21 protein-coding genes are annotated in these 22,288 nt (G+C 72.7%); 10 read left to right on the top strand and 11 right to left on the bottom strand.

Annotation, left to right across the window (positions count from 1 at the left end; genetic code table 11):
- Positions 1 to 31: 31 nt before the first annotated feature.
- Positions 32 to 1,609, top strand: coding sequence for an SDR family oxidoreductase (locus ACFZP7_RS01485; protein WP_385633607.1), 1,578 nt, complete (start codon positions 32 to 34; stop codon positions 1,607 to 1,609).
- Positions 1,610 to 1,756: 147 nt separating this feature from the next.
- Here ACFZP7_RS01485 and ACFZP7_RS01490 read toward each other — a convergent pair whose 3' ends face one another.
- The gene (locus ACFZP7_RS01490) at positions 1,757 to 2,824 is read right to left on the bottom strand and encodes a MerR family transcriptional regulator (protein ID WP_385633608.1); all 1,068 of its coding nucleotides are present in this window, start codon (positions 2,822 to 2,824) and stop codon (positions 1,757 to 1,759) included.
- A 158-nt stretch (positions 2,825 to 2,982) separates the two neighbouring features.
- Here ACFZP7_RS01490 and ACFZP7_RS01495 point away from each other — a divergent pair, with 158 nt between their 5' ends.
- A complete protein-coding gene (locus tag ACFZP7_RS01495; RefSeq protein WP_385633609.1) occupies positions 2,983 to 3,636 on the top strand; it encodes a sigma-70 family RNA polymerase sigma factor in 654 nt (217 codons plus the stop codon).
- A 67-nt stretch (positions 3,637 to 3,703) separates the two neighbouring features.
- Here ACFZP7_RS01495 and ACFZP7_RS01500 read toward each other — a convergent pair whose 3' ends face one another.
- Positions 3,704 to 5,167: an oxygenase MpaB family protein gene (locus tag ACFZP7_RS01500; protein WP_385633610.1), complete on the bottom strand. Its 1,464-nt coding sequence runs from the start codon at positions 5,165 to 5,167 to the stop codon at positions 3,704 to 3,706.
- Positions 5,164 to 6,042 carry a polyprenyl diphosphate synthase gene (uppS, locus tag ACFZP7_RS01505; RefSeq protein WP_385633611.1) on the bottom strand — a complete coding sequence of 293 codons (879 nt, stop codon included), beginning with the start codon at positions 6,040 to 6,042 and terminating at the stop codon, positions 5,164 to 5,166. Before uppS ends, ACFZP7_RS01500 begins: the two co-directional genes overlap by 4 nt.
- A gap of 215 nt (positions 6,043 to 6,257) precedes the next feature.
- On the opposite strand from uppS, the gene ACFZP7_RS01510 reads away from it, so the two are divergent.
- Positions 6,258 to 6,875, top strand: a complete 618-nt coding sequence (locus ACFZP7_RS01510) for a hypothetical protein (protein ID WP_385633612.1) — start codon at positions 6,258 to 6,260, stop codon at positions 6,873 to 6,875.
- A gap of 143 nt (positions 6,876 to 7,018) precedes the next feature.
- Positions 7,019 to 7,984 carry a YihY/virulence factor BrkB family protein gene (locus ACFZP7_RS01515; protein ID WP_385633613.1) on the top strand — a complete coding sequence of 322 codons (966 nt, stop codon included), beginning with the start codon at positions 7,019 to 7,021 and terminating at the stop codon, positions 7,982 to 7,984.
- A 39-nt stretch (positions 7,985 to 8,023) separates the two neighbouring features.
- On the opposite strand, the gene ACFZP7_RS01520 is transcribed toward ACFZP7_RS01515, so the two are convergent.
- Entirely contained in the window at positions 8,024 to 8,413 is a 390-nt protein-coding gene (locus ACFZP7_RS01520) for a MerR family transcriptional regulator (RefSeq protein ID WP_127439407.1), read from the bottom strand.
- A 122-nt stretch (positions 8,414 to 8,535) separates the two neighbouring features.
- On the opposite strand from ACFZP7_RS01520, the gene ACFZP7_RS01525 reads away from it, so the two are divergent.
- Positions 8,536 to 9,486 (top strand): alpha/beta hydrolase family protein, encoded by a 951-nt coding sequence (locus ACFZP7_RS01525; protein ID WP_385633614.1) that lies wholly within the window; start codon positions 8,536 to 8,538, stop codon positions 9,484 to 9,486.
- A 176-nt stretch (positions 9,487 to 9,662) separates the two neighbouring features.
- Here ACFZP7_RS01525 and ACFZP7_RS01530 read toward each other — a convergent pair whose 3' ends face one another.
- Positions 9,663 to 10,211, bottom strand: a complete 549-nt coding sequence (locus ACFZP7_RS01530) for an RBBP9/YdeN family alpha/beta hydrolase (protein ID WP_385633615.1) — start codon at positions 10,209 to 10,211, stop codon at positions 9,663 to 9,665.
- Between the two features lie 130 nt (positions 10,212 to 10,341).
- Here ACFZP7_RS01530 and ACFZP7_RS01535 point away from each other — a divergent pair, with 130 nt between their 5' ends.
- Positions 10,342 to 10,836 carry an Lrp/AsnC family transcriptional regulator gene (locus ACFZP7_RS01535; RefSeq protein WP_385633616.1) on the top strand — a complete coding sequence of 165 codons (495 nt, stop codon included), beginning with the start codon at positions 10,342 to 10,344 and terminating at the stop codon, positions 10,834 to 10,836.
- 130 nt (positions 10,837 to 10,966) lie between these two features.
- On the opposite strand, the gene ACFZP7_RS01540 is transcribed toward ACFZP7_RS01535, so the two are convergent.
- Together ACFZP7_RS01540 and ACFZP7_RS01545 are read right to left on the bottom strand one after the other, a co-directional pair.
- Positions 10,967 to 12,181, bottom strand: coding sequence for an amidohydrolase (locus tag ACFZP7_RS01540; RefSeq protein WP_385633617.1), 1,215 nt, complete (start codon positions 12,179 to 12,181; stop codon positions 10,967 to 10,969).
- Entirely contained in the window at positions 12,178 to 13,587 is a 1,410-nt protein-coding gene (locus ACFZP7_RS01545; RefSeq protein ID WP_127441812.1) for an MFS transporter, read from the bottom strand. Before ACFZP7_RS01545 ends, ACFZP7_RS01540 begins: the two co-directional genes overlap by 4 nt.
- A 124-nt stretch (positions 13,588 to 13,711) precedes the next feature.
- On the opposite strand from ACFZP7_RS01545, the gene ACFZP7_RS01550 reads away from it, so the two are divergent.
- Positions 13,712 to 14,713 carry an Lrp/AsnC family transcriptional regulator gene (locus tag ACFZP7_RS01550; RefSeq protein ID WP_385633618.1) on the top strand — a complete coding sequence of 334 codons (1,002 nt, stop codon included), beginning with the start codon at positions 13,712 to 13,714 and terminating at the stop codon, positions 14,711 to 14,713.
- A gap of 51 nt (positions 14,714 to 14,764) precedes the next feature.
- On the opposite strand, the gene ACFZP7_RS01555 is transcribed toward ACFZP7_RS01550, so the two are convergent.
- Together ACFZP7_RS01555 and ACFZP7_RS01560 are read right to left on the bottom strand one after the other, a co-directional pair.
- The gene (locus tag ACFZP7_RS01555; RefSeq protein WP_385633619.1) at positions 14,765 to 16,825 is read right to left on the bottom strand and encodes a flavin monoamine oxidase family protein; all 2,061 of its coding nucleotides are present in this window, start codon (positions 16,823 to 16,825) and stop codon (positions 14,765 to 14,767) included.
- A gap of 174 nt (positions 16,826 to 16,999) precedes the next feature.
- A complete protein-coding gene (locus tag ACFZP7_RS01560) occupies positions 17,000 to 18,514 on the bottom strand; it encodes a multicopper oxidase family protein (RefSeq protein WP_385633620.1) in 1,515 nt (504 codons plus the stop codon).
- Between the two features lie 152 nt (positions 18,515 to 18,666).
- Here ACFZP7_RS01560 and ACFZP7_RS01565 point away from each other — a divergent pair, with 152 nt between their 5' ends.
- Together ACFZP7_RS01565 and ACFZP7_RS01570 are read left to right on the top strand one after the other, a co-directional pair.
- The gene (locus ACFZP7_RS01565; RefSeq protein WP_385638296.1) at positions 18,667 to 19,050 is read left to right on the top strand and encodes a cupin; all 384 of its coding nucleotides are present in this window, start codon (positions 18,667 to 18,669) and stop codon (positions 19,048 to 19,050) included.
- Positions 19,051 to 19,099: 49 nt separating this feature from the next.
- On the top strand, positions 19,100 to 19,714 hold the full coding sequence (locus ACFZP7_RS01570) for a hypothetical protein (RefSeq protein ID WP_385633621.1): 615 nt from the start codon (positions 19,100 to 19,102) through the stop codon (positions 19,712 to 19,714).
- A gap of 160 nt (positions 19,715 to 19,874) precedes the next feature.
- Here the strand turns inward: ACFZP7_RS01570 and ACFZP7_RS01575 are convergent, their stop codons facing one another.
- Complete coding sequence (locus ACFZP7_RS01575) at positions 19,875 to 20,471, bottom strand: TIGR03086 family metal-binding protein (protein WP_385633622.1); 597 nt, start codon at positions 20,469 to 20,471, stop codon at positions 19,875 to 19,877.
- Between the two features lie 83 nt (positions 20,472 to 20,554).
- Between ACFZP7_RS01575 and ACFZP7_RS01580 the strand changes: the two genes are divergently transcribed.
- On the top strand, positions 20,555 to 21,460 hold the full coding sequence (locus ACFZP7_RS01580) for a DUF6597 domain-containing transcriptional factor (RefSeq protein WP_030970065.1): 906 nt from the start codon (positions 20,555 to 20,557) through the stop codon (positions 21,458 to 21,460).
- Between the two features lie 171 nt (positions 21,461 to 21,631).
- On the opposite strand, the gene ACFZP7_RS01585 is transcribed toward ACFZP7_RS01580, so the two are convergent.
- Positions 21,632 to 22,240, bottom strand: a complete 609-nt coding sequence (locus tag ACFZP7_RS01585; RefSeq protein WP_385633623.1) for a GPP34 family phosphoprotein — start codon at positions 22,238 to 22,240, stop codon at positions 21,632 to 21,634.
- Positions 22,241 to 22,288: the final 48 nt, after the last annotated feature.

Raw genomic sequence — 22,288 nt, forward strand, 5'->3', positions numbered from 1 at the left:
GGCACGTCGTACCCGACGGGTGAGGGGAACAGTGGTGGCGGACGAGGATCGACAGCCGGACGGCGAGCGACTGCTCTGCCTGGTCACCGGGGCGTCCGGATACATCGGCGGCCGGCTGGTGCCGGAGCTGCTGCGGGCCGGTCACCGGGTCCGGTGTCTGGCCCGCTCCCCCGGCAAGCTGCGCGATCATCCCTGGGCGCAGGAGGTCGAGACGGTGCGCGGCGATGTCACGGACGCCGCGTCCGTCGCCGAGGCCATGCGCGGGGTCGACGTGGCCTACTACCTGGTGCACGCCCTCGGCTCCGGCTCGGGCTTCGAGGACACCGACCGCCGGGCCGCCCGGATCTTCGCCGAGCAGGCGCACTCCGCCGGGGTCCGGCGGATCGTCTACCTGGGCGGACTCACCCCGGCGGGCGTACCCGAGCGTTCCCTCTCCCCCCACCTGCGCTCCCGGGCCGAGGTCGGGCGGATCTTCCTGGAGGGGCCGGTGCCCGCCACGGTGCTCCGGGCCGCGGTCGTCATCGGATCGGGTTCGGCCTCGTTCGAGATGCTGCGCTACCTCACCGAGCGCCTGCCGGTCATGGTGACACCCAGTTGGGTGCACACGCGCACCCAGCCGATCGGCGTCCGCGACGTACTGCGCTACCTCGTCGGCTCCGCCGGCATGCCGCCCGACGTCGACCGGGCCTTCGACATCGGCGGGCCGGACGTCCTCACCTACCGGGAGATGATGTGCCGCTACGCCGCCGTCGCCGGACTGCGGCGACGGCTCATCGTGCCGGTGCCGATCCTCACCCCCGGACTCTCGAGCCACTGGGTGGGCCTGGTCACCCCGGTGCCGGCCTCCATCGCCCGTCCCCTGACGGAGTCGCTGCGCCACGAGGTCGTCTGCCACGAGCACGACATCGCCCGCTACGTGCCCGACGCGCCGGGCCGGCCGCTGCCGTTCGACGAGGCCCTGGAACTGGCCCTGCGCAAGGTCCGGGACGCCCAGGTGGCCACCCGCTGGTCGTCCGCGGCCGTGCCCGGCGCTCCCAGCGACCCGCTGCCGACCGACCCCGACTGGGCCGGCGGCAGCCTCTACCGGGACGAACGCCACTTGCCGGTCCACGCGTCCCGCGCGTCGCTGTGGAAGGTCATCGAAGGCATCGGCGGTGACAACGGCTGGTACTCCTTCCCCCTCGCCTGGGCGGTGCGCGGCTGGCTCGACCGGTTCGTCGGCGGCGTCGGCCTGCGCCGGGGCCGTCGCGACGCCGAGCGCCTGCGGGTCGGTGACTCACTGGACTTCTGGCGGGTCGAGGAGATCGAGCCCGGCCGACTGCTGCGGCTGCGCGCGGAGATGCGGCTGCCCGGTCTGGCCTGGCTGGAGATGTACGCCGAGACGGACGCCGAGGGCCGCACGCGCTACCGCCAGCGTGCCCTGTTCCACCCCCGTGGCCTGCTGGGGCACGCCTACTGGTGGGCGGTCTCGCCGTTCCACGCGGTCGTCTTCGGCGGCATGGCGCGCAACATCGCACAGGCCGCCGTCAAGGGCATGAGCGCCCACCGGTCCACGGCGCCCACGAAGCGCGTTCAGCGCCCCCGTACTCCGCGGGGCGGCCCTCGCTGACCGGCCCGTGGCGGACACCGACGGACCGGGGCCGCGCGGCCTCCTCCGCCGGGCACCGCGTCGGCGAGCGGTCGGCCTGCTGCCCGGGAGCCCGAGGACGGGCCCCCTCGACGTGCCGGTCGTGCGGCGGTCCCCGCGGACGTCACGTCACGTACCCGGCTGCGGGGTCGCTTCACCGGTCGCGGCGGACGCCACCGCCGCGACCGCCTCCGCCAGCCCGGCGGGACGCGGCAGGCCGGGTGCGGTCTGCCCCGCCCAGCCGGGGCCGAGCGTCAGGACGACCGGTTTGCGGCGGGCGCCGCGCACGCCCCACTCGATCTGCGCGATGTGTTCCGCCAGCGGCCGGCTGGCCGTGGTCCGCGACTGCGCCCACAGCCCCACGGCCGCCGGCCCCGTCCTGCGTACGGCGGCCACGAGGGACTCGACGGGCAGCGCGCCGCCGAACATGCGCACCGGGAGGCCGCGTTCGGCGAGCGCCGCGGCCAGCGCCTCCAGGGGCAGCGTGTGGTGCTCCGCGGGCACACAAGCGAGCACCGTCAGCGCGCCGGGGCGATCGGCGGGCACCGGCGGCGCATGGCGGCGCAGAGCGCCGGAGACGTGCCACGACAGGAAGTGTTCGACCTCGACGTACCGCTCCCCCGACCTCTCCCACTTCCGGCCGACGGCCTGCAGCGTCGGCGTGATCACTTCCGTCCAGGCCGCGACCAGGCCGTGCTGCTCGATCGCCTCCCCCAGGAGGGTCTCCAGGGCGGCGGCGTCCAGGCGCAGGGCCGCGCGGGCGACTCCCTTGCACTCCTGGCGTACGTCACCGAGCCCGAGTCCGGTGCCGGCCCGGCGTCTCATGCTGCGCGCGCGGGCCGCCGGCGGGGCGCCGGGTACCGCCGCCTCCCGCGCCGTCCGGACGTCGGGAACCGACCGGTCCGTCACCGGGGCGGACGCGCCCGTGCCGGCCGGGTCCAGGGCCAGGCGGGCCGCCTCGGACGGCGGCAGGCCGGTGGCGGTCAGTGCGCACATGCGCTCCAGTCGGGCCAGGTCCTCGGGCGTCCAGCGGCGATGCCGGCCGCCGGTGTGCGCGGCGGGGCCGAGGCCGTAGCGGCGGTCCCAGGTGCGGACCGTCGTCGGGGCCACGCCCAGCCGCCTGGCCACCTCGCCGGTGGAGAGCCCGCCGCCGCTCGGTCCGCCCGACGCGTCGGGATCGCGCTCATCCATGTCCATGGGACCACCTTACGACGCATAAACGACGCGTGTTGTCCGCGTCGTTTCACCTCACCACACTGAACTCCACGAGCCGTTGGCAACGGCGGACGCCGTCCCGACCCGCTCCCCGGGCGGTCTTCTCCCGCGCTCCGCGCGGACGGCAGGAGGAACAGGTCATGCCCACCCACTCACGACACACACCGGCAGGCCAGGCACACCCACGGGCCACCGACACCGCCGTCGAGGACGAACTCGCGCGTGGTCTGCTCGCCGCGGACGAGACCGCCTTCGCGGCCGTCTACCGGCGCTGGGGCTCGCTCGTCCACACGATGGCCACGCGCTCCCTCGGTGACACGCACGAGGCGGAGGACGTGACCCAGCAGGTGTTCCTCGGTGCCTGGCGCGGGCGCAACGGCTACCACCCGCAGCGGGGGCCGCTCGGCGGGTGGCTCGTCGGCATCACCCGCCGCAAGATCGTCGATGCCCTGGCCGCCCGGACCAGGCGCCTCGACCTGGTCGACACCGTCGCCCATCACACCACCGCCCGGCAGTCCCGCGACGGTGTGCCGGACGACGTCCTGGACCGGGTCCTCCTGGTCGACGCCCTGTCCCGGCTGCCGAGCGGTCAGCGCGAGGTGCTGTGCCTGGCCTTCTACGAGGACCTCACCCAGATCCAGATCGCCGAGCGCACGGGCATGCCCTTGGGCACCGTGAAGAGTCACACCCGACGCGGCCTGCTCCGGCTGCGCGAAGGGATGGAGCAGGGCCGCGCCCAGGACGAGGACTCCGCACGGCCGACCCCCGATCGAGCTGCCGCTCGCATCGGCTGACCGCCCTTCTGGTCGTCTACTGGTGGCCGGAGGCGCGCGTACGGGCTGAGGACCACGCGGGGGCGGGTCAGGCGTCGGCGAGGAGGGGGTCGTAAGGGGTGCTCGTGCGGCGTCCTGACATGAAGGACACGAAGTCGCCCACGAAGGCGCTCCGCCCGTAAGTACCGTCGGTGGTGTCCAGGTCGCGGTGGAAGGCGGTGCGGAAGAGCGCCCGGTACTCCACCGCGTCGATGGTTCCGCTGCCGTCCTTGTCGGTGGCCTCGAAGAGGACCTCGGCGACGCGGATGAGCGCGGGCCCGGCGAGGGACGGGACGGCGGCGGCGTACTCCTCCGCGCTCACCCGGCCGTCGCCGTCCGTGTCCAGGGCGGCCTGAAGCTCCCGCCACCAGGCGGCGAAGGCGTCGTAGAGCCGGGTTTCCTCCGGCTCGTCCAGGTCGAGTCGCGTGGACAGTTCACGAGCCATGGCGGCGAGGTCGGGCCAGTCGAGGAGGCCGTCTCCCGTCTGGTCCAGCACGGTTCGGAAGAACTCCTCCGCCGAACGCCGGCCCTCACCCCTGTCCGTCGGGGATGACCGGTCGGGCTCGGGATCCGCGCCCAGCGGCGTGAGGAGGCGGAGCAGGGCCGCCGCTCGCTTCACACGGGAGTTCAGGGCGGCCGCGGTCCGGGCGCGTGGGTCGTCACTGTCGGGTGAGAGGGACAGGGTCTCGATGATGCTCTCGGCGTTGATCCAGCCGGCGGGCAGGAAGCGCGCCAGCCCGGCGGCGAGGTAGGCACCCTGCATGAGGGTCGAGGCGCCGGGCGTCTCGGGCAGTCCGGCCCGGCGCCGGTACGGCTCGGGAAGCGAGGCGACGGTGATCGCTCCGAGGAGCGGGCCACCGATGGCACGGCCGGCCGCCCACAGTGCCGGGGCGCCGTCGAGCAGCGCGGGCGCGGGCAGGTGGTCGAAGAGGCGGTAGAGGATGACGCGGGCCGCCTCGGTGTTCTCCAGCTCGTTCTCGACGACCCGGTCGAAGTACGGCCAGAAGTCGTTCAGATCCTCGGGGAGTTCTTCGGCGTCTCCGTCGAGCGCGGCGAGGAACGCGCGGTACTCGGCGTACATGCGCTCCATGCTGTCCCGGCCGAGCGGCTGACCGCTCAGCCTGCACATCGTGACCGCGCTCTCGAAGAGCGTGGCGACCACCCAGGCCCGGGTCGCCCGGTCCATCGCGTCGTAGGAGCGACCACGGGAATCGGAGCCGCTCATGCGGGCGTGCAGCCGGTTGAGCCGGGCGGCTTCCCTTTCGCGCACCGCGGGGTCGGCGCCGAACATGCGCCGCATGCTGAGGAAGGTGTTGCGCAGGCGGCGCCAAGGGTGCGCGACGAAGGTGGAGTTGTCGACGAGAGCGGCGCCGATCTGCGGATGAGCGGCCTCCAGCACCGTGGCGCGGATCATGGCCAGCGCCCAGCGCGGGTCGTCGAAGAAGGCGCTGAACTGCGAGTCCGGGCCGAAGAAGGACGCCTCGTCGGTCGTGCCCGTGGTCGTGGTGGTCATGAACGGTCTCCGTTCGTCCGAGGCGGTACGCCGCCGAATCGGCGGTCGCGGCACCGGTAGGTGTGCAGGCAGGCGAGGAAGTCGGCGGCGCGGAAGTCCGGCCAGAGGGCTTCGGGGAAGACCCACTCGGCGTAGGCGACCTGCCAGAGCATGAAGTTGGAGATCCGCTGCTCGCCGGAGGTGCGGATCACCAGGTCCACGTCGGGGGTGTCGGGGAACGGCAGGTGCTCCGCGAAGAGCCGCTCGGTCACGTCGTCGGCGGGCGTCCCGCTGAGGATCAGCGACCTCGCGGCCTGGACGATGTCCCGACGCCCTCCGTGGTCGAAGGCGACGGTCAGCGTCATGCCCCGGTTCTCCTCGGTCAGCGTCGTCAGGTCGTCGAAGTCCCGCGCCAGTCCTCGGGGGACGCGCGGGTCCGCGACTCCGAGGAACCGGCAGCGGATGCCGCGGGCGAGCAGCGACGGTGCGTGCTTGCGCACGACCCGGCGCACCAGACGCATCAGGAACTCCACCTCGGGGTCCGGACGGTTCCAGTTCTCGGTGGAGAAGGCGTACAGGCTGAGCCACTCGACACCGGAGGCACGGGCGGCCTCGATGATGTCGATGACCGTGGTCTCGGCAGCCTGATGTCCGGCCGTGCGGGGCAGCGAACGCCGCTGCGCCCAGCGGCCGTTGCCGTCCATGACGCAGGCCACGTGCCTCGGCATCGCACGTGCGGGCGTACCGTCCCAGGTGTTCTCGTCGAGGCCGCCGCCGTACCGTCGCCCTCCCGGCCGCTCCCCCGCCGCCGTGCGTGCTCCCGGGACGCCGTCGTCCCGCACACCCGGCCCCGGCTCGTCCAGAACGGCCCGATCGGCCGCACCGCGCTCGGTCATTCCGCCCCGTCCCGCCCCCATGCCCGGCCGGACCCTTGCCCCACCGGAGTCCTGCGTGCAGGCAGTCTGACAGGACGCGGAGGTCCCTGACCGGCCACATGAGTGACCATCACCCTTGGAGCGTGAGTTCGTACTCGTCCGGCGAGAACGGCATCGGCCCGTCACGTCCACGGTCGGCACGGCGACCGGCCCGGGGCGGTGGATACCCTGCCGGCATGAGCAACGCGATATGGGACGCCCTGACGGTGACGCCCCTCCCGGAGATACGGCGCCGCGCCGCCGTCTTGGACGACCTCACCCAGGTCGACCCGGTGACGGTGCCCGGAGCGCACCGTCTGGCCTGGAACGACGGCGGTGGCCAGTCCGCGGTCTGGTACTTCACGGAGGACGGCCGCGTGCTGCTGCTGACCTTCGACCACGAGTCGGTGTTGAACCTCTACGCCGAGGACGACTTCGCCCTTCAGGAGTCCTTCTTCGAGGGTGTCCCCGAATCTCTCGTCACCCTGGTCCGCGACCGTCCCGAGAACTACGAGTCGCTCAACCTGACGGACGCGACGACGGGCCGGACGATCCACTACGCGGGCGGTGTCTTCTGGTACGACGGCACGCGCTGGCAGGTGTCCGAGGGTCTGGCGGAGTACTGCCGCCGCGAGGGCGTGGACCTCTTCATCGAGTCCGGTTTCGACTACTGCCTGGACGCCTACCGCTTGGGCCAGGACTTCACCCCGGAGTCCATCGTCGCGGACCGGGACGAGGACGGCGGGTACAAGGACGAGAAGGAGAGGGAAGCGGACCTGGCCGGCCTCCGTGAGGTGTTCGGCCGACACCGCTGACGAGCACAGTGTGTTCCGCCGGCCGGTGCGTCGCCGAAAGTGCCTGAGCCCCGTCTCCTGCGCGCTGCGGTCTCGTTCACGGGGCATGCGCACGGGTGGAGGACGACGTCCTCGCCCGCCCCGACACGAGGAGCAGCCGCATCGTGGGAACCGCCGTTCACGTTCCGCAGACCCGGGACATGCTCGGAGACGAACTCTCCGGCGACGAAGCCCTCACCGCCCTGCGTCGGTACGGGGGCCTCAGGCTGCTGGTCGACTCCTTCACCCGGTTCCGCTACGCGGACGGCTTCACCAACGCCCGGGCCCTCGCCTTCCAGGTGGTGCTCGGCCTGGTCCCCTTCACCGTCGTGCTCGTGGGGCTCGCCACGTCGGTGCACACGGAGAGTGTGGGCCGGGTCGTCGAGCTGACCCTCGGCCGGATCGTGCCGGGCGCCAGCGCGGACGTCGTCGAGAAGGCCTTCGAGGGCACCCGGCGCAGCGCCGGCAGCGACGTGTGGGGCACGGTCGCGCTCTGGCTGGGCCTCGGGTTCGCCGTGCTGAACCTCGCCTCGGCCATGGCGCAGATCGAGCGGGGCGCCAACCGCATCTACGGCATCGAGCGCGACCGTCCCTTCGTCCGCAAGTACGGCCGGGCCCTGGCACTCGCCTTCACGGCCGGCCTGCCGATGGTCCTGGGGTTCCTGGTGCTCGTCGCGGGTGAGACGGTCGGCGACGCCGTGGCCCGCACCCTCGGCCACGGGGCGGACGGGGCCGCGTGGTGGGCCGTGCTGGACGTACCGGCCGGACTGCTGCTGGCCTGGGTCGCGTCGGCGGTGATCCTGCGCTGGTCCCCCCGCCGCGACCAGCCCGGCTACACCTGGCTGGCCTTCGGCTCGGCGGTCCATCTGGTGCTGTGGATCTCGGCGACCTGGCTGCTCGCGCTGTACGTCGGACGGAGCGGGGCCTTCGGCGCCGTGTACGGTCCGCTGACGGCCTTCATCGCCCTGCTGCTGTGGGCCAACCTGACCGCCGTGGCGCTCTTCCTCGGCATCGCGTTCGCGGCCCAGTTGGAGGCGGCCCGGGCGGGCATCCGTACGCCGGTGGAGCCGGACCCCGGACCGGGCGCGTGACCTAGGGGGTTGTCGTCAGCAAAGGGACCCGGGCGGGCCTCAGCGGGCCCGTGGGGCGGCCTCCCGGCGGCACGCGGCGCCGGTGCGCAGGTTGGCGGTGGCCGCGGTGAGGACCGAGTCGAGCCGGTCCCGGGCGTGCAGGAGGTCGGTGATGCGCCGGTCGACCTGCTCGCGCTCCGCCGCCAGCCGTTCGATGAGGGCGGGGGTGGCCCGGCCGTCGACGACACACGGCAGCAGCTCGGCGATGGTCCTACTGGACAGTCCGGCGGCGTAGAGCTGCTGGATCAGCACGACCCGGTCGACCGCGCTCTCGGGGTAGCGGCGTTGGCCGCTGGGGCTGCGTTCTGCCGCGAGCAGGTCCTGCTCCTCGTAGTACCGCAGGGCGCGGACGCTCACGCCGGTGCGGGCGGCCAGCTCTCCGATGCGCATGGCCCCTCCTGTGCGGCGGCCGGTCTGTGACTTGCCTCTGACGTCAACGTCAGGTTCTAGCGTAACCGGCGCAGGCCCGGCGTACCGCTCGCCGGGGCCCTCTCCGAGGAAGAAGCCACGTGATGACCGCCTACCCGGCGACCGGCCTCACCGGTCCCGCGCCCACCCCGTCCGTGTCCGTCCGACCGGTGGTGCTGCCCGCCCCGCACCGCGGCGACGACCTGCACGTCCGCGTCTCCGCGCCGGTCACCGGTGCCGAGCTGCCGATCGTGCTGTTCGCGCACGGTTTCGGCTCGCACCTGGACGGCTACGCGCCCCTGATCGACCACTGGGCCTCCCACGGCTTCGTGGTGCTCCAGGCGACCCACCTCGACTCCCGGCGTCTGGGCCTCGCCGCGGACGACCCCCGCAGGTCTCAGCTCTGGCACCACCGGGTGCGGGACATGAAGACGATCCTCGACTCGCTGGACATCCTGGAGTCGTCCGTACCCGGTCTGGCCGGCCGCGTGGACCGAGGCCGCGTCGTCGCGGCCGGACACTCCTTCGGCGGCCAGACCGCGGGGATCCTCGTGGGTCTGCGCGTCAAGGACACCCTGACCGGGACCGCGGAGGATCTGTCCGACCCCCGGGTCATGGCCAGCGTCCAGCTGGCCACGGCCGGCGAGGGAGGCGAAGATCTGACGCCGTTCGCCCTGGAGAACGCGCCCTGGCTGCGCGAGCAGGACTTCTCCCACATCACCGCACCCGGGCTCGTCGTCGCCGGTGACCAGGACGAACTCCCCCTCTCGACCCGGGGGCCTTCCTGGACGACCGACCCCTACACCCTCGCCCGCGGCGACAAGAGCCTGCTGACGGTCTACGGCGGGCAGCACTCCCTCGGCGGCATCGCCGGCTACGAAGCGGCCGAGACCACCGACGAGAACCCCGAGCGCGTCGCCCTCGTCCAGCAGGTCACGCTCGCCTACCTCCGCCATGTCACCGGCGTCGACGACACCGACTGGGAGACGGCGCGAGCCGCCCTCGCCGGTGACACCCATCCGCTGGGACGGCTGGAGTCGAAGCAAGCCGTCTAGCGCCTCACGGCGTCAGCGCACTCCCGGTCCGGCGGTCGTCATGGAACCCACAGAAGACGCGGTGCAGGCCGCCCTCGAAGCGCCCTGAGCGTGTCCGCGCCCAGGCAGGGGCGTGTCCCGCCCTCGGACGGGAGCCGCGAGCCGCGGTGGTGGCGACGCGTCCAGGCGGTGGCTGATCAGGGCCGGGTCAATGAGTCCAGGAGCGCGCGGCCCTGTTCCCACGAGCCCAGGCCGCCGGCGGAGTTGATGTGTCCGAGCGCGCCCGCCGGATGCCACCGCGCTTCCCAGCGCGCCGCGAAGCCGGCGGCTGCCTCGGGCGTGCAGTAGGGGTCATCGGCACTGCCCACCACCAGGGCCGGGCACGGCAACGGCTGGGCCGACACCTCGAGGAACGTCGCGGCCGCCCGGCGTGGGAAGGCCGGCCCGTGCGGGTCGGGCGGTGCGACCAGGAACGCGCCGCCCGTCGGGCTCGCGGGGTTCTTGTTCAGCCAGGCGGACGCGGCCCAGCAGCCCAGGCTGTGGGCCACCAACACCACTTGGTCTTCCCGCCGGGAAGCGTCGTCGTAGGCCGCCTGCACGGCGTCGACCCAGTCGTCCAGATCGGGGGCGGACCACGAGGCCGGGCGGATCCTCACCGCCGAGGTGCCCCACTGCCGTTCCCACAAGGTCTGCCAGTGCTGCCCGTCCGAGCCGTCGATTCCGGGGATGATGACGTACGCCGTCACTGCCCACCACCGTTCCACTCGTCGCCCTTCGCTCCCTCCGTTCACGGGAGCGCCTGGCGCAGATTCTGCGGGATGTGTCAGGACCGTGGTGGTGACGCAAGTGATCTCAAAGAAGACGGTGCGGACGACAATGGAATCACTCGACCAGACAGCACTCGACCAGATAGACCGAGACATCCTCGCTCTGCTCCAGCGCGACGGCCGATTGTCCGGCGCGGAGGTGGGGCGCCGCGTCGGTCTTTCGCAGCCCGCGGCCAGTGCGCGCATCCAACGGCTCGAGAAGAACGGCGTCATCACCGGCTACCGGGCCGTGGTCGACCCGGCAGCCCTCGGGCTGAACATTCACGCGGTCGTCCGGCTGCGCACCACGCACGCCCACCTCGCACGCGCCCTGGACTTCGCCTCCCGGACCTCCGAGATCACCTCCACCCTCAGGGTCACCGGGGAAGACTGCCTCATCTTCGACGTCCACTGCCCGCAGGCCGGGCGACTCGAGGAAGTCGTGGACGCGCTGGCCCGTTACGGCCCCGTCACCACGTCCCTCGTGCTCCGCGCCTACCCCGGGAAGCCGCTGGCCGAGGCCACGCCCTCGGCGTCCCACCGAAAGACCCCGACTCCCCCGTGATCTGCCGGGTTCCCCGGTCCCCGGTCCTGTTCGCCGACGGCGGGGCGCGACGTCGCCAAGGGGCGTGCCCGGACTCGGTTCGCCCCGGAGCCGTCGTCCCTCGGAACGTCACCGCCGGGGGCGCAGCCGGTCACCCACGGGAGGAGCCGCCGTTCACCGGCCGGCGGGCGGCGAGCAGGTCCAGACAGCGTCTGCGCTGTGCCGGGTCCGTGGCCAACTCGACGCCGACGTGGGCGAGGGCGATCGCCCCGTCGACCACGGCGCGATCGGCCCCCGGCGAGTTCCCGTACCGGGCGAAGGGCGCGGTGTGGTGCCGGGCGCCCTCGGTGTCGTAGCCGATGGTGGGATGGAGTGCGGGCAGGACGTGGGAGACGTTGCCCATGTCGGTGGAGGCCATGACCTCGCCTCGGCGGTCCACGGGGTCGCGGCCCAGCGAGCGTGCGGCGCGAGTGTAGGCGGCGGTCAGGAACTCGTCCTGGCGCAGGTCCGCGAAGTCGGCACCGTGCTCGGTGAGATCCAGCTCCGCTCCGGTGGCCAGGGCCGCCGCCTCCAGGCACGCCCTGACCCGGCGGCGGGCGCGGGCCAGGTCCTCCGTGGTGCGGGCGCGCAGTTCGTAGCGGGCTCGGGCGGTCGCGGGGATGACGTTGACCGCGTGTCCGGCCTCGAAGACGACGTCGTGGACCAGGGTGCCCGGGGGGAGTTGCTGGCGCAGCAGCCCGACCGCGGTGTGGGCCAAGGTGATCGCGTCCAGGGCGTTGACTCCTTCCCAGGGCGCCAGTGCGGCGTGCGCCGGCCTGCCCGTGTAGGAGACGTCCCAGGCTCCTACGGCCAGGGAGGAGGCGCCGACGGAGTCCTCCGGCGCGGCGTGGACCATGAAGGCGGCGGCCACGTCGTCGAAGACGCCGGCGTCCAGCAGCAGCGCCTTGCCGCCGATGTCCTCCTCGGCGGGGGTGCCGACGAGCTTGACGGTGATGCCGAGTCGCTCGGCGACGGCGGCGAGGCCGAGGGCGGCGCCGACCGAGGCGGCGCCGTTGACGTTGTGTCCGCAGGCGTGTCCGATGCCGGGCAGCGCGTCGTACTCGGCGCACAGGGCCACCACGAGTTCCCCGTCACCGCGGGTGGCGACGAAGGCGGTCGGCAGGTCGGCGACCCCGCGGGTGACGTCGAAGCCGGCCTCCTCGGCGAGCAGGGCGATCTTCGCGGCCGACTCGTGTTCGCGCATCGCCGTCTCCGGTTCGGCGTGCAGGCTGTGGCTCAGTGCGACGAGGTGGTGTGCCTGGGCGCGTACGGCGTCGGTGGCGACGGTGCGGGCCCAGTCCCTGGTGGGCGAGGCGGGGCTGATCACGCGGTCCTCCCGGCGGGGTCGAGGGCCGCTTCGGGGGCGGCGGACGGCGAGCGGAAGAAGAGGGCGACCGCGGCTCCGCCGAGAGCGACCGCCGCGCACGCGGCCCACGCCCACTGGTAACCCGTGCCGGTGACGGCACCTTGGGCGGTGGTGTGGGAGGACCACAGGGCGCCGATCACGGCGGCGCCGATCGCGGCACCGAGGGAGAGCGCCATCTCGTTGACTCCGACGGACAAGGCGGTGTCGGCCTCGTCGACCACCTCGACCGACAGGGTCCGGGTGGCCGCTTCGAACATCCCGGTGGCCAGGCCGACGACGAGGGCGCCCGCCAGGTACTGGGGCACGGAGGAGTGGAAGAGGACGAGGCTCAGGAAACCGGCCGCACCCGCGCACCCGCCGGCCGCGAGCACGGCCCGGTCGCCGATCAGCCGGGCCAGCCAGGGCGTCATCGTGGAGCCGACGAAGCCGACGGCGACCATGGCCAGGGACACCAGGGAGATGGCCTGTGCGCCGAGGCCGAGCCCGAACCCGTCGCCGTCCGGCTCGGTGCCGAGGTAGACCGCGTTGGCACCGAGGAACCCGATCGCGCCGAAGGCGACGCAGAAAGTGTGCGCGCTGACCGCCGCGAGCCGGGGGTCACGCAGCATCCTCAGGTCGACCAGCGGATGCGACGAGCGCTGCTCCACCAGTGCCCAGGCGGCCAGCAGCACCACCGCCGCCACCGCCGCCAGCAGGGACGGGGCCGATGTCCAGCCCCAGGAATCGCCCTCGGTCAGGCCCAGCATCAGCACGCCGAGCCCGCACGTCAGCAGCAGTGCGGCGGCCAGGTTGAAACGGCCGGCGCGCGGGGCCGTACTGGCCGGCAAGGCGATCGCGGCGGCCACCGCCAGGGCGCCGAAGGGCACCGCGGTCCACAGCCCGGCGAGGGCGTGCTGGTCGCTGAGCGTGCCGGCCACGAAGCCACCGGTCCCGATGGACAGGAGCAGCGCGCCGACCAGCACCGACATGCCGATCCGGCCGTGTTCGGGTGAACGTGAGCGCAGGATGCCGGCGAGCAGCGGGAAGAAGCCGACGACGGCGCTCTGCAGCACCATGCCGACCGCCAGCGTGGCAGCGGTCGGCCGGGCCGCGATGAGCAGCGAGCCCGCGGCGACCATCGTCACGGCGACGAGCAGCAGCCGCCGGTGCCCCCACATGTCACCCCAGCGCGACAGCAGCGGGGTCAGTACGGTGAAGGCGATCTGCGACAGCAGATACAGGTTGTTCTGGCCCACCCCGCCGAGACCCACGTGGGCGCCGACGACCGGCAGCAGCGGTGTGAGATACCCCTGGACGACACCACTGCAGACCACGATGAGGATCATCACCGCGATCAGTCCCCGACCCCGGCTGATGGCGTTCGTCATGGCCTCACCCTCTTCTCCTTGGCTGAAATACGGCTGGTGGCTAGAGTGCGACCGCCGATCGAAGTGGGCGGGAAAACGAAGAGAACCGGCAGAGAGCGGGGGCGCGGTGTTGGATCCGGTCACGGTGAGCGAGTTGGATCTCGCCCTCGTGCACGCCCTCCAGGTCCGGCCCCGCGCCTCCTGGAGCGACCTGGCTCCCCTGCTCGGCGCGACCGCCGTGACCCTGGCCCGCCGCTGGGAGCGGCTCACCGAGGAGGGACTGGCCTGGGTGTCGGCGGTCCCCGGACCCGCCTTCGCCCACGGCGGCTGCACCGCCTTCGTCTTCCTCCGCTGTGCCCCGGCGGCCCGGGAGCGACTGGCCGCGCGCGTCGCGGAACTGCCGGAGGCGGTGACGGTCGAACTGCTCGCTCCCGGGCGCGCCGACCTCATGCTGGACGTGCTGGCGTCCGACCCGGGGACGGTGCACCGCTTCGTCGACGAGGAACTGGCCGCTCTTCCCGACGTCCTCGACGTGGAGTGCGTGTTCGCCACGTCCCTGTACGCCGAGGGTTCACGGTGGCGTCTCGGCTCGCTCGACGCCTCCCAGCTCTCCGTGCTCGGCCGGCCGCGCGCCTGCGACGCGGCGGGCACACCCCTCGCCGACCTGAGCGCGCTCGACCGCGCCCTGCTCGACGCGCTGGTACGGGACGGGCGGACACGGCTCACCGAGCTGGCCGACCTCACCGGCACGAGCGCCGCCACCGCGCGCAGACGACTGCACCGCCTCACCACCGGTGGCGTCGTGGCGTTCCGCTGCGACGTGGCCCCGGCGGTCTCGGGGTTGCCCGTGTCCGTCACCTTCCGCGGCCACGCCCCGGCCCATGACGTCAACCGCCTGCACCGCACCCTCGCGACCTTGACCGAGTGCCGGCTGCTGGCGGCCGTCACCGGAGCCGCCAACGTGCTCGCCACCTACTGGCTCCGCGACATCGGCGCGGTCCAGCAACGCGAAACGGCGGCCTGCGCCCACCTGCCCGCGCTCCACATCACCGAGCGCGTCCTCGGCACGCGCACCGTGAAACGGATGGGGCATCTGCTGGACGGTGCGGGGCGACGCACGGGCGTCCGTCCGATCCGACCCTGGTGAGACGGCCGTCCCGGGGGCGGGTGGCGAGGGCCCCCGGGCGGGCGGGCAGGGTCAGCCCGTGTGTACCTTCAGGGCCGTTCGGACGGCCGATTCGAGGGCGCCCTCGATCCAGGCGGGTTTGATCGAGGTGTGGTCCCCCGCGAAGTGCAGCGGCCCTTCCGAGGTGGGGATGTCCGGGAACAGCTCCGTGTGCTGGCCGGGGAAGAGCACGGACGCCTCTCCGTAGGCGTAGTGGTCGCGCATCCACGACTGCGTCTGGCACTTGGTCGTGAAGAAGACCTCGCAGCGGCGGCCGAAGACGGCCTGCACTCCGGCGAGGGCACGCAGACAGCGCTCTTCGTCGGCGTAGGCGTCCCACTTGAGGGCGTCGTCGGACCAGCTGTAGGAGGCCAGCACGATGCCGCCGTCGCTGCCCTCCATGGGGTGGGCGTGCTCGAAGTACATGAAGCGGTTGGCGTTGTCGCTGACGGATCCGCCGCCGCGGACGTGCGCGGCCTCGACCTCGCCGTCCCCGGCGGGCCGGAAGGCGGTGAAGCAGTGCTTGTAGGCATCGGGGACGGTCACGCCGAGGGCCTTCACGGACTTGTGCGCGCCGAGGTACCTGGCGTCCGTGACCTTGCCCGCCCGGTACTTCTCGTACAGGCCGTCCTCGATGGTGTCGAGCGCCTGCTTCCACTGCTCCTCGGTCAGCTCCCACCAGCGGCGGGAGAACTCCAGCAGCACCTTGGTCGCGGCGTCGTAGTGCAGCTCCGTGACGGCCCGGCGCTTGCCGTAGGACAGCGGGGGGTCGAAGGCGACGTGCCGCAGCCCGGAGAAGGGCACGGTGATGATCGCCTCGTCTCCTTCGAAGACCTCTGTGGTGCCTCCCTTGCCCGTCTGGCAGTCCTCCGAGACGGTGTGCACGCGGACCTTGCCGCCGGTGCGTTCGATGCGAACGGCGCGGCGGTCGAGCCGCACCTTCCCCTTCACCGGCGCGTACATCGCGTCGGCGAGCAGCGCGGTGCCGCCCTTGATCTCCCAGAACCTGGTCCTGGGGTCGATGAGCGCGCTGGACAGGAAGCTGTGCAGGAACGACAGGTGCAGCCGCGAGGTCAGGTTCTGGATGGTTCCGATCAGGTCGATGGTCCGCGTGTCGAGGCCGGCGGCTTCGGTGAGGTAGCGGTACATGGACCAGTGGCCGTACTTCTTGAGGACCTCGGCCCACCCGTCGACGAGAGCGGTCCCCTCCTTGCCCCGGATCAGCCGGTGTACGGGTTCGAGGGCGTCGGCGAGGATGGCGGCGGCGGTCTTCCCGCGGTTGGCGCCGGTGACCCCGAAGGTGTCGTTGATCCGTTCCGGGTTCTTCTCGTAGTCGGCCCGGCGCTCGTGGACGCCGTTGACGTGGATCCAGGTGCGGTTGGTCTTCTTCGCCGGGTCGTCGGGGTCGACGTCGACCAGGTAGAACTCCTGGCGGGGGAGGTCGAACTTCTCGAGCAGGGCCATGAGGAGCGGGTGGCTCTCCGGCAGCCGCATGGCTCCGCCCTCCGCGTACTGCCGGGGGTCGGCGAAGGGTTGCCTGCCCTTCTCGTGACCGCCCTTGCGGAAGGTCTTGATGCGTCCGCCGACCCGGTTCCCGTTGGCCTCGATCACGACGATGTCGTGGCCCGCCCGGTTGAGCAGGTCGGCGGCGAGCAGTCCGGCCGGACCGGCCCCGACTACCAGGACCCGCTTGGTGGCCTTCCCCCGGCTGGCGGGCAGGCCGTCGTTGACCGCCTTCACGTAGGCCGGGACCAGGGGTTTGTCGTTCTCGTCGTGGACGACGACCGCGCGGGCGACCGTCCGGTACGCCTCGGGGTCGGTGCCGGGCGGTGCGGCGGCCGGCGTGACCGCGGGCGTGGTCGCCGGGGTGAGCGCCGTCGCGGGCGTGACGGAGGCGGTGGCGAGCCCGACCGCGAGTGCGGAGGCTCCGGTCGCCGTGACCACGGAGCGCCGCGAGGGCGTGGTGCGACGGGGTGCCGGCGGCCGGGTCGGTGCGCCCTGAGCACCCGGGGCGGACTGCTCCGCCACGGCCGCGGGGACCTGCGTTCCGGACGACGTGCTGGTACCTGAGGTGTTCGCGTTCTGAGTGTTCATCGCGTCCCACCCTTGATGCGGGAGCGGCGCGGTGGCGGTGCCCTCACACGGACGGGAGGCGTAAACCACTCGATGCGGTCCACGGGCGGTACCGGGGTTCACCAGCACGTCCGTCGAACTGCCCGCGCCTCACTGGGGGAATCCGGAGAACCGCGACACCCCCGCCGATGCCGGTCAGTGCTGATGCTGGTGTTGGTGCCGGCCGGGCCCGCCCGCCTGTCGGCCGTTCTCGACGACCACGAACTGCCCCATCATTCCCTGGTCCTCGTGGTAGAGCAGGTGGCAGTGGTACATGTACGGCGTGTTCGGGTCGGCCGGGCCGTCGAAGTGCAGGGCCAGCTTCATCGTGGTGCCGTTCGGCACGAAGACCGTGTCCTTGGGGCCGCGCAGCGTTCCCGACGGTGCTTCGCCGTTCACCTCCAGCACGCGGAACTGGACGTCGTGGACGTGGAAGTTGTGCGGCATGCCGTTCGTGTTGCGCACCGTCCAGATCTCGGTCGTCCCCCGGGTGACGGTCTCGTCCACCCGGTCCATGGCCATGGCTCGGCCGTTGATCCCCGAGCGCTTGAGGTCGAAGTGGCGGGTCTTCACGGCCTCGGTGCCGTCCGGCACCTCCGGTGTGCCCAGTTCGGCGGGTGTCCCGGGCGAGGGGCGCAGGCGGTCGGCGGCGCGCAGTTGCAGTACGTCGAAAGAGTCGTCACCGCCGTTGAACCGCCGCTGCCAGGCATCACCGTAGTTGTCCTGGGGGTAGCTGCGCAGGACGGTCCGCTCGCCGGGGCGCATCGTCACGACGATCTCGGCCCGCTCCCCGGGCGAGAGTTGGAGCCGTTCGATCGCGGCGGGCCGCTCCAGGAGGCCGCCGTCGGTACCCACCAGGTCGAAGGCGCGGTCGTCGGAGAACCCGAAGGCGTAGGTGCGGGCCGTCGAGGCGTTCAGCAGGCGCAGGCGTACCCGTTCGTCGGCGACCTTCCGGTACGGGCTGAGCGTGCCGTTGACCATGGTCCGCTCGCCGAGGAAACCGACGTTCTGCATCGGGCCGCGACCGTGGTCGAAAGCGGCTCCGTCGAAGGAGACGTCCTGCACGATCAGGGGTATGTCGTCGATCCCGTAGCGCGTCGGCAGCGCGAGTCGGTCGGACGCGGGGTCGTCGAGGATGAACATGCCGGCCAGCCCGCGCTGGACGTGCTTCTCCGTCGCGCCGTGGGGATGCGGGTGGTACCAGAGGGTGGCGGCCGGCTGGTCGACCGTCCAGTGCGGGGACCAGGTGGCGCCCGCGGCCACCATCTGGTGCGGGCCGCCGTCCATCTTCGCGGGCAGGTGCATGCCGTGCCAGTGCACGGTGGACGCTTCGTCGAGGCCGTTGTGGACCCGTACACGGACCTTCTCGCCGCGCTGCGCGCGCAGGGTCGGTCCCAGATGGTCGCCGTTGAAGCCCCAGGTGTCGGTCGTACGCCCGTCCACGAACTCCTTGCGCCCCGGACGCATGCGCAGGTCGAAGACGCGTGTCCCGTCCTTGTCGACGCGCGACTCGGCGAGAGGCGGTATCGCGAGCTCGTTGTCGAAGGACTCCTTACCGACGGTGGTCACGTCGGCGCTCGTCCACAGCCAGAGGAAGGCCCCGCCGACAAGGAGGGCCAGCGCGGTGAGGACCGAGCCGGAGATGAGGAGTACGCGTTTCGTCCGGGACATGTCCCAAGGATCTTGGCCGGTCAGGAGGCCGGGCATCGGGGCAAGCCCCTGGCCGACCCCTCATTCGTCCCCGAGACGGACCTCAGGGACTCCCCCGAGCCGACGAGGCCGGCGTCGGAAACCGAGCGCGCCCTCCTCGAGAAAACGCGCGGCTGTGTGCGCACAACACGCCCACCGGCTGCCCTCGATCGGTCGCGCGTCTTCGACAGCGGCCCCACGGAGACCGGGTTGATGGGGTGCGGGACGACTGGCAGTTGATGACCTTCCATGTGGAGACCGACGCCGACGTCCACGGCGACCACTGGGAGATCCACACCGAGGCGGACGAACTCGTGTCCTGTCTGGCCGGCGGAATACGTCTCTACTTCCGCCCGGAGCAGCCGGGCGCGGAGGAAGGGGAGGTCAGGCTGGCGGCCGGCACGGCGACGATCGTTCCGCGCGGGCGATGGCACCGCATCGCCCTGGACGGCCCCAGCGACATCATGTCCGTCACCCTTCCGCGCGGCAGCCGCCTGCAGAAGCGGACCGAAGCTTGACCGGGCCTCACATCCGAGGTGTCGCCGACCGGTCGGTACGCTCGCGGCCATGGGGTTGGACATCACGGTGCTGATCACCGACTGCGCGTGGCTGGAGCAGTTCCCGCCCCGGGAGCGGTTGCCGCGGTTGAGGGCCGCCTGGTACGACGACGAGACGGGTCTGTGGGACCACGATGCCTCGGCGGTCGAAGGCGACTGGTGTCGGCCGCAGGGGCCCGGCGCTTCCGTCTTCGCGGTGTACGAGTTTCGGGACACCTGCGGTTCGTTCAAGCCGCACTTCTGGGCCGGACAGCGGTGGGAGGCCGTGCGCGGCCACGTCGGGGCGGCGCTGCGCAAAGATGTGGACGCCTTGCTGAGCGGGCTCGTCTGGGACGGTCCGGACGGCGCGGCGCGGCACGTGGAATCCGCACTCGCCGGTGACGGTCCCCGGACCTACGGAGTGCTGCTCGCGCGGTCACCGGACAGCGTCCGGGCGCTGGCCTCCGTGTGGGAGCGGGCGCGGGCCGACCTCGGCACGGTACGTGAGCCCTTCGCCGCGTACGCCGCCGCTCCGGGTGGATGGGTCGGCGACTTTCCGGCCTTCCGGACCCTGCTGGAGGACTGGGGCCGTGTCCTGACCGAAGCGGCGCGCAGAGGCTGGGGCGTCGTGGGGCTGAGCGAGTAGGTACGGCCCTCGCACTGCCGTCGCCGGCACGGACCCCGTTCTGCCGTCGTCGGCACGGGCCCCGTCCTGCCGTCAGGAGACATGCCGACCGGCACCTTCCGTCCCGGGCGCGGCGGCCGGCCCCCAGCACATGGGAGCCGGTCCGCCCGGGTCCCGGTGCTCAGGCCCTCCACCGGGGGTCCCGGCCCGTCAGGGCGAGCACCCGCTCCAGTTCCGTCGCGTGCCGGGGCGTCGGCACCTCGGCTCCGAAGACGCCGTACTCCCGGGCCTGCGGGGCCATCGCCTCCACCGCGCCGACCAGTTCGGTGAGGACCGAGGGGTCCGCCTCGTAGGACTGACCGGTGGCCACGGCGAGGTCCCAGGCATGGACGGTCAGGTCGAGCAGCGCCATATGGGCGACGGTCCGGGCGGGCATCTCCATCTGCCCGGTGGTGCCCTCCTCCGCGCCGGGTGCCGCCCAGGCCGCGACCAGCGCATCGGCCTCCCGGACGAAGGCGGCGCGCCAGTCGGTGTCCGGACGCACGACGGACGGGGTGGTGGAGAAGTCGGCCGCCTTCTTCGCGGCGAGTTCCTGGAACTGGACGACGACGTGGTGCAGATGGTCCACCAGCGCCCGCACGTCGTAGTCGGCGCACGGGGTGGGCGCGGAGAGCGCGTCGTCCTCGATGCCGCGCACCACGGGGACGGCCTGGCGGGCGGCGGCGTCGAGAAGGACGGCGACGGGGACGTGAGCGGCGGTAGGTGAGGTGGTGGTCATGTCTTCGAGGCTAGGAACGGGGCGGCGCGTCGTATTGAAGAAACGCGACATCGACCGGGATGCCCGGTCCTAAGATCGGCCCCGTGAGTCCCCCAGCCGCCCCCCGCCCGGGCCAGCCCGGTGACGACGCCGCCCGCACCCCTGTCCCCGGCGGCCCCGGCCTCTCCTCCGGCACCGCGCCCCGTGGTGACACCCGCGGCATCCTCGAACCGTCGGCGCTGCTGCGCCACATCTCCTTCCGGCGTCTGCCACCGGCACCCGCGCTTCGGCCGTACGTCGAGCACTACTGGCTGATCGACTGGGACCTGCCCGCCCCGTACGAGGCGCGGGTGCTGCCGCATCCGGCGGTCAACGCCGTCCTGCAGTGGCGCGGCGGGCGGTCCCGGTGCGAGGTGTCCGGGGTCGGGCTGCGGGTGCACACCGAGCGGCTGGAGGGTACGGGGCGGGTGGCCGGGGTGCAGTTCCGGCCGGGTGGCTTCCGGCCGTTCGCGCCCACGGTGCCCGTCGCGGAATGGACCGGGCGCCGGCTTCCGGCGGAGGAGGTCACCGGCGCCGGGCCGGCGCTCACCGAGGCGCTTGCCGTCCTCGGCGAGGAGGGCGACGACGCCCACCGCGCCGCCGCGGTCGACGCCTGGCTGCTCTCCCTGACTCCGCGCCCCGACCCGCAGGCCGCCCTCGCCGTCAAGCTGGCCGAGCTGGCATGCCACGACCGCACGGTGTGCCGCACCGCCCGTCTCGCGGAGCTGGGCGGCCTCTCGGTCCGCGCACTCCAGCGGCTCTTCGCGGCGTACGTCGGGGTCAGTCCCAAATGGGTCGTCCTGCGCTACCGGGTACTCGACGCCCTGGAACGGGCCGCGGCGGACGGAGCGGCCGACTGGGCGAGGATCGCCGCGGAGCTGGGCTATGCCGACCAGGCCCACCTGGTCCGTGACTTCACCACCACCGTGGGCGTCCCACCGACCGCCTACGCGGCGAGGAGCGCGGCCTGAGTCACTCAGCGGCCCGCAGGCCCGGGTACCCGGACGCACTGCGGGCGATGGCGAAGGGCACTGTGCGGATGAGTAGCCGTGAGGGCTCCGGTGAGCCGGCGCCGGCCGAGGAGATCCACGCGGCGCGCTCCGCTGATGCGCGCGGGTCGGTGGGGGGGCTGCCGGTGCGGCTCACGGACCGCGCCAGAGGTTGGCGAAGGCCGCGTTCTCGATGGTGCGCCTCTGGCGCACGGCCTCCAGCTCCATCACCGCGTCGTGCACGGCGGCCACCACGGTCGTCACCGCCTCGTCATCGAGGCCGGGGGCGTCCTCGTCTCGGTCGTCTGGTTCGTCCTCGGCCCCCACGACCGTGGCGAGGGCGATGAGAACGGGCTCCCTCTCGCTCCAGCGGTCTCGCGCGCGACGGCTCGCCGGGGTATCGGCGGGTTCCAGTCGACTGCCGCCGAAGGGCGACCGACCGCTGCGTCGAGGTCGCAGCTCACCACTCGCCTCCATGGCAGCCTGGTACGCGTCCGAGAGGCCGTTGCCCCGACGCCACAACCAGTCCTCGATCCACTCATAGGGTGCTTGCCGGGTGAGCGCCGCCGCGGCCTCGCCCGTGAGCCCGTCACCCAGCGCCGCAGGTCCGCCCGGCACGAGACGGCCGTCACGCACGGTGACCACTCCCGCACCGACGAGATCGATCAACTCGGCCCCGGCGAGAGCGAGGGACAGGTCGCCTCTCCCTACGGGGCGCTCCCCGTCCATGACGGTGATGAACAGGTCCTCCGCCGTGCTCATGTACGGCTCCCCTCTCCGAACCGCGAGGATCACGCGACTCGCCGGCCG

Source organism: Streptomyces sp. SudanB5_2050, from assembly GCF_964272335.1.
In the GTDB taxonomy this organism is placed as follows: Bacteria; Actinomycetota; Actinomycetes; order Streptomycetales; family Streptomycetaceae; genus Streptomyces; species Streptomyces rochei.

Excerpts from the sequence above, each read along its gene's own strand:
- ACFZP7_RS01490 (WP_385633608.1), bottom strand. The coding sequence starts at position 2,824 with ATGGACATGGATGAGCGCGATCCCGACGCGTCGGGCGGACCGAGCGGC.
- ACFZP7_RS01585 (WP_385633623.1), bottom strand. The coding sequence starts at position 22,240 with ATGAGCACGGCGGAGGACCTGTTCATCACCGTCATGGACGGGGAGCGC.
- ACFZP7_RS01495 (WP_385633609.1), top strand. The coding sequence starts at position 2,983 with ATGCCCACCCACTCACGACACACACCGGCAGGCCAGGCACACCCACGG.
- ACFZP7_RS01510 (WP_385633612.1), top strand. The coding sequence starts at position 6,258 with ATGAGCAACGCGATATGGGACGCCCTGACGGTGACGCCCCTCCCGGAG.
- ACFZP7_RS01575 (WP_385633622.1), bottom strand. The coding sequence starts at position 20,471 with ATGACCACCACCTCACCTACCGCCGCTCACGTCCCCGTCGCCGTCCTT.
- ACFZP7_RS01555 (WP_385633619.1), bottom strand. The coding sequence starts at position 16,825 with ATGAACACTCAGAACGCGAACACCTCAGGTACCAGCACGTCGTCCGGA.
- ACFZP7_RS01535 (WP_385633616.1), top strand. The coding sequence starts at position 10,342 with ATGGAATCACTCGACCAGACAGCACTCGACCAGATAGACCGAGACATC.
- ACFZP7_RS01520 (WP_127439407.1), bottom strand. The coding sequence starts at position 8,413 with ATGCGCATCGGAGAGCTGGCCGCCCGCACCGGCGTGAGCGTCCGCGCC.
- uppS (WP_385633611.1), bottom strand. The coding sequence starts at position 6,042 with ATGACCGAGCGCGGTGCGGCCGATCGGGCCGTTCTGGACGAGCCGGGG.
- ACFZP7_RS01570 (WP_385633621.1), top strand. The coding sequence starts at position 19,100 with ATGGGGTTGGACATCACGGTGCTGATCACCGACTGCGCGTGGCTGGAG.
- ACFZP7_RS01545 (WP_127441812.1), bottom strand. The coding sequence starts at position 13,587 with ATGACGAACGCCATCAGCCGGGGTCGGGGACTGATCGCGGTGATGATC.
- ACFZP7_RS01500 (WP_385633610.1), bottom strand. The coding sequence starts at position 5,167 with ATGACCACCACGACCACGGGCACGACCGACGAGGCGTCCTTCTTCGGC.
- ACFZP7_RS01560 (WP_385633620.1), bottom strand. The coding sequence starts at position 18,514 with ATGTCCCGGACGAAACGCGTACTCCTCATCTCCGGCTCGGTCCTCACC.
- ACFZP7_RS01525 (WP_385633614.1), top strand. The coding sequence starts at position 8,536 with ATGACCGCCTACCCGGCGACCGGCCTCACCGGTCCCGCGCCCACCCCG.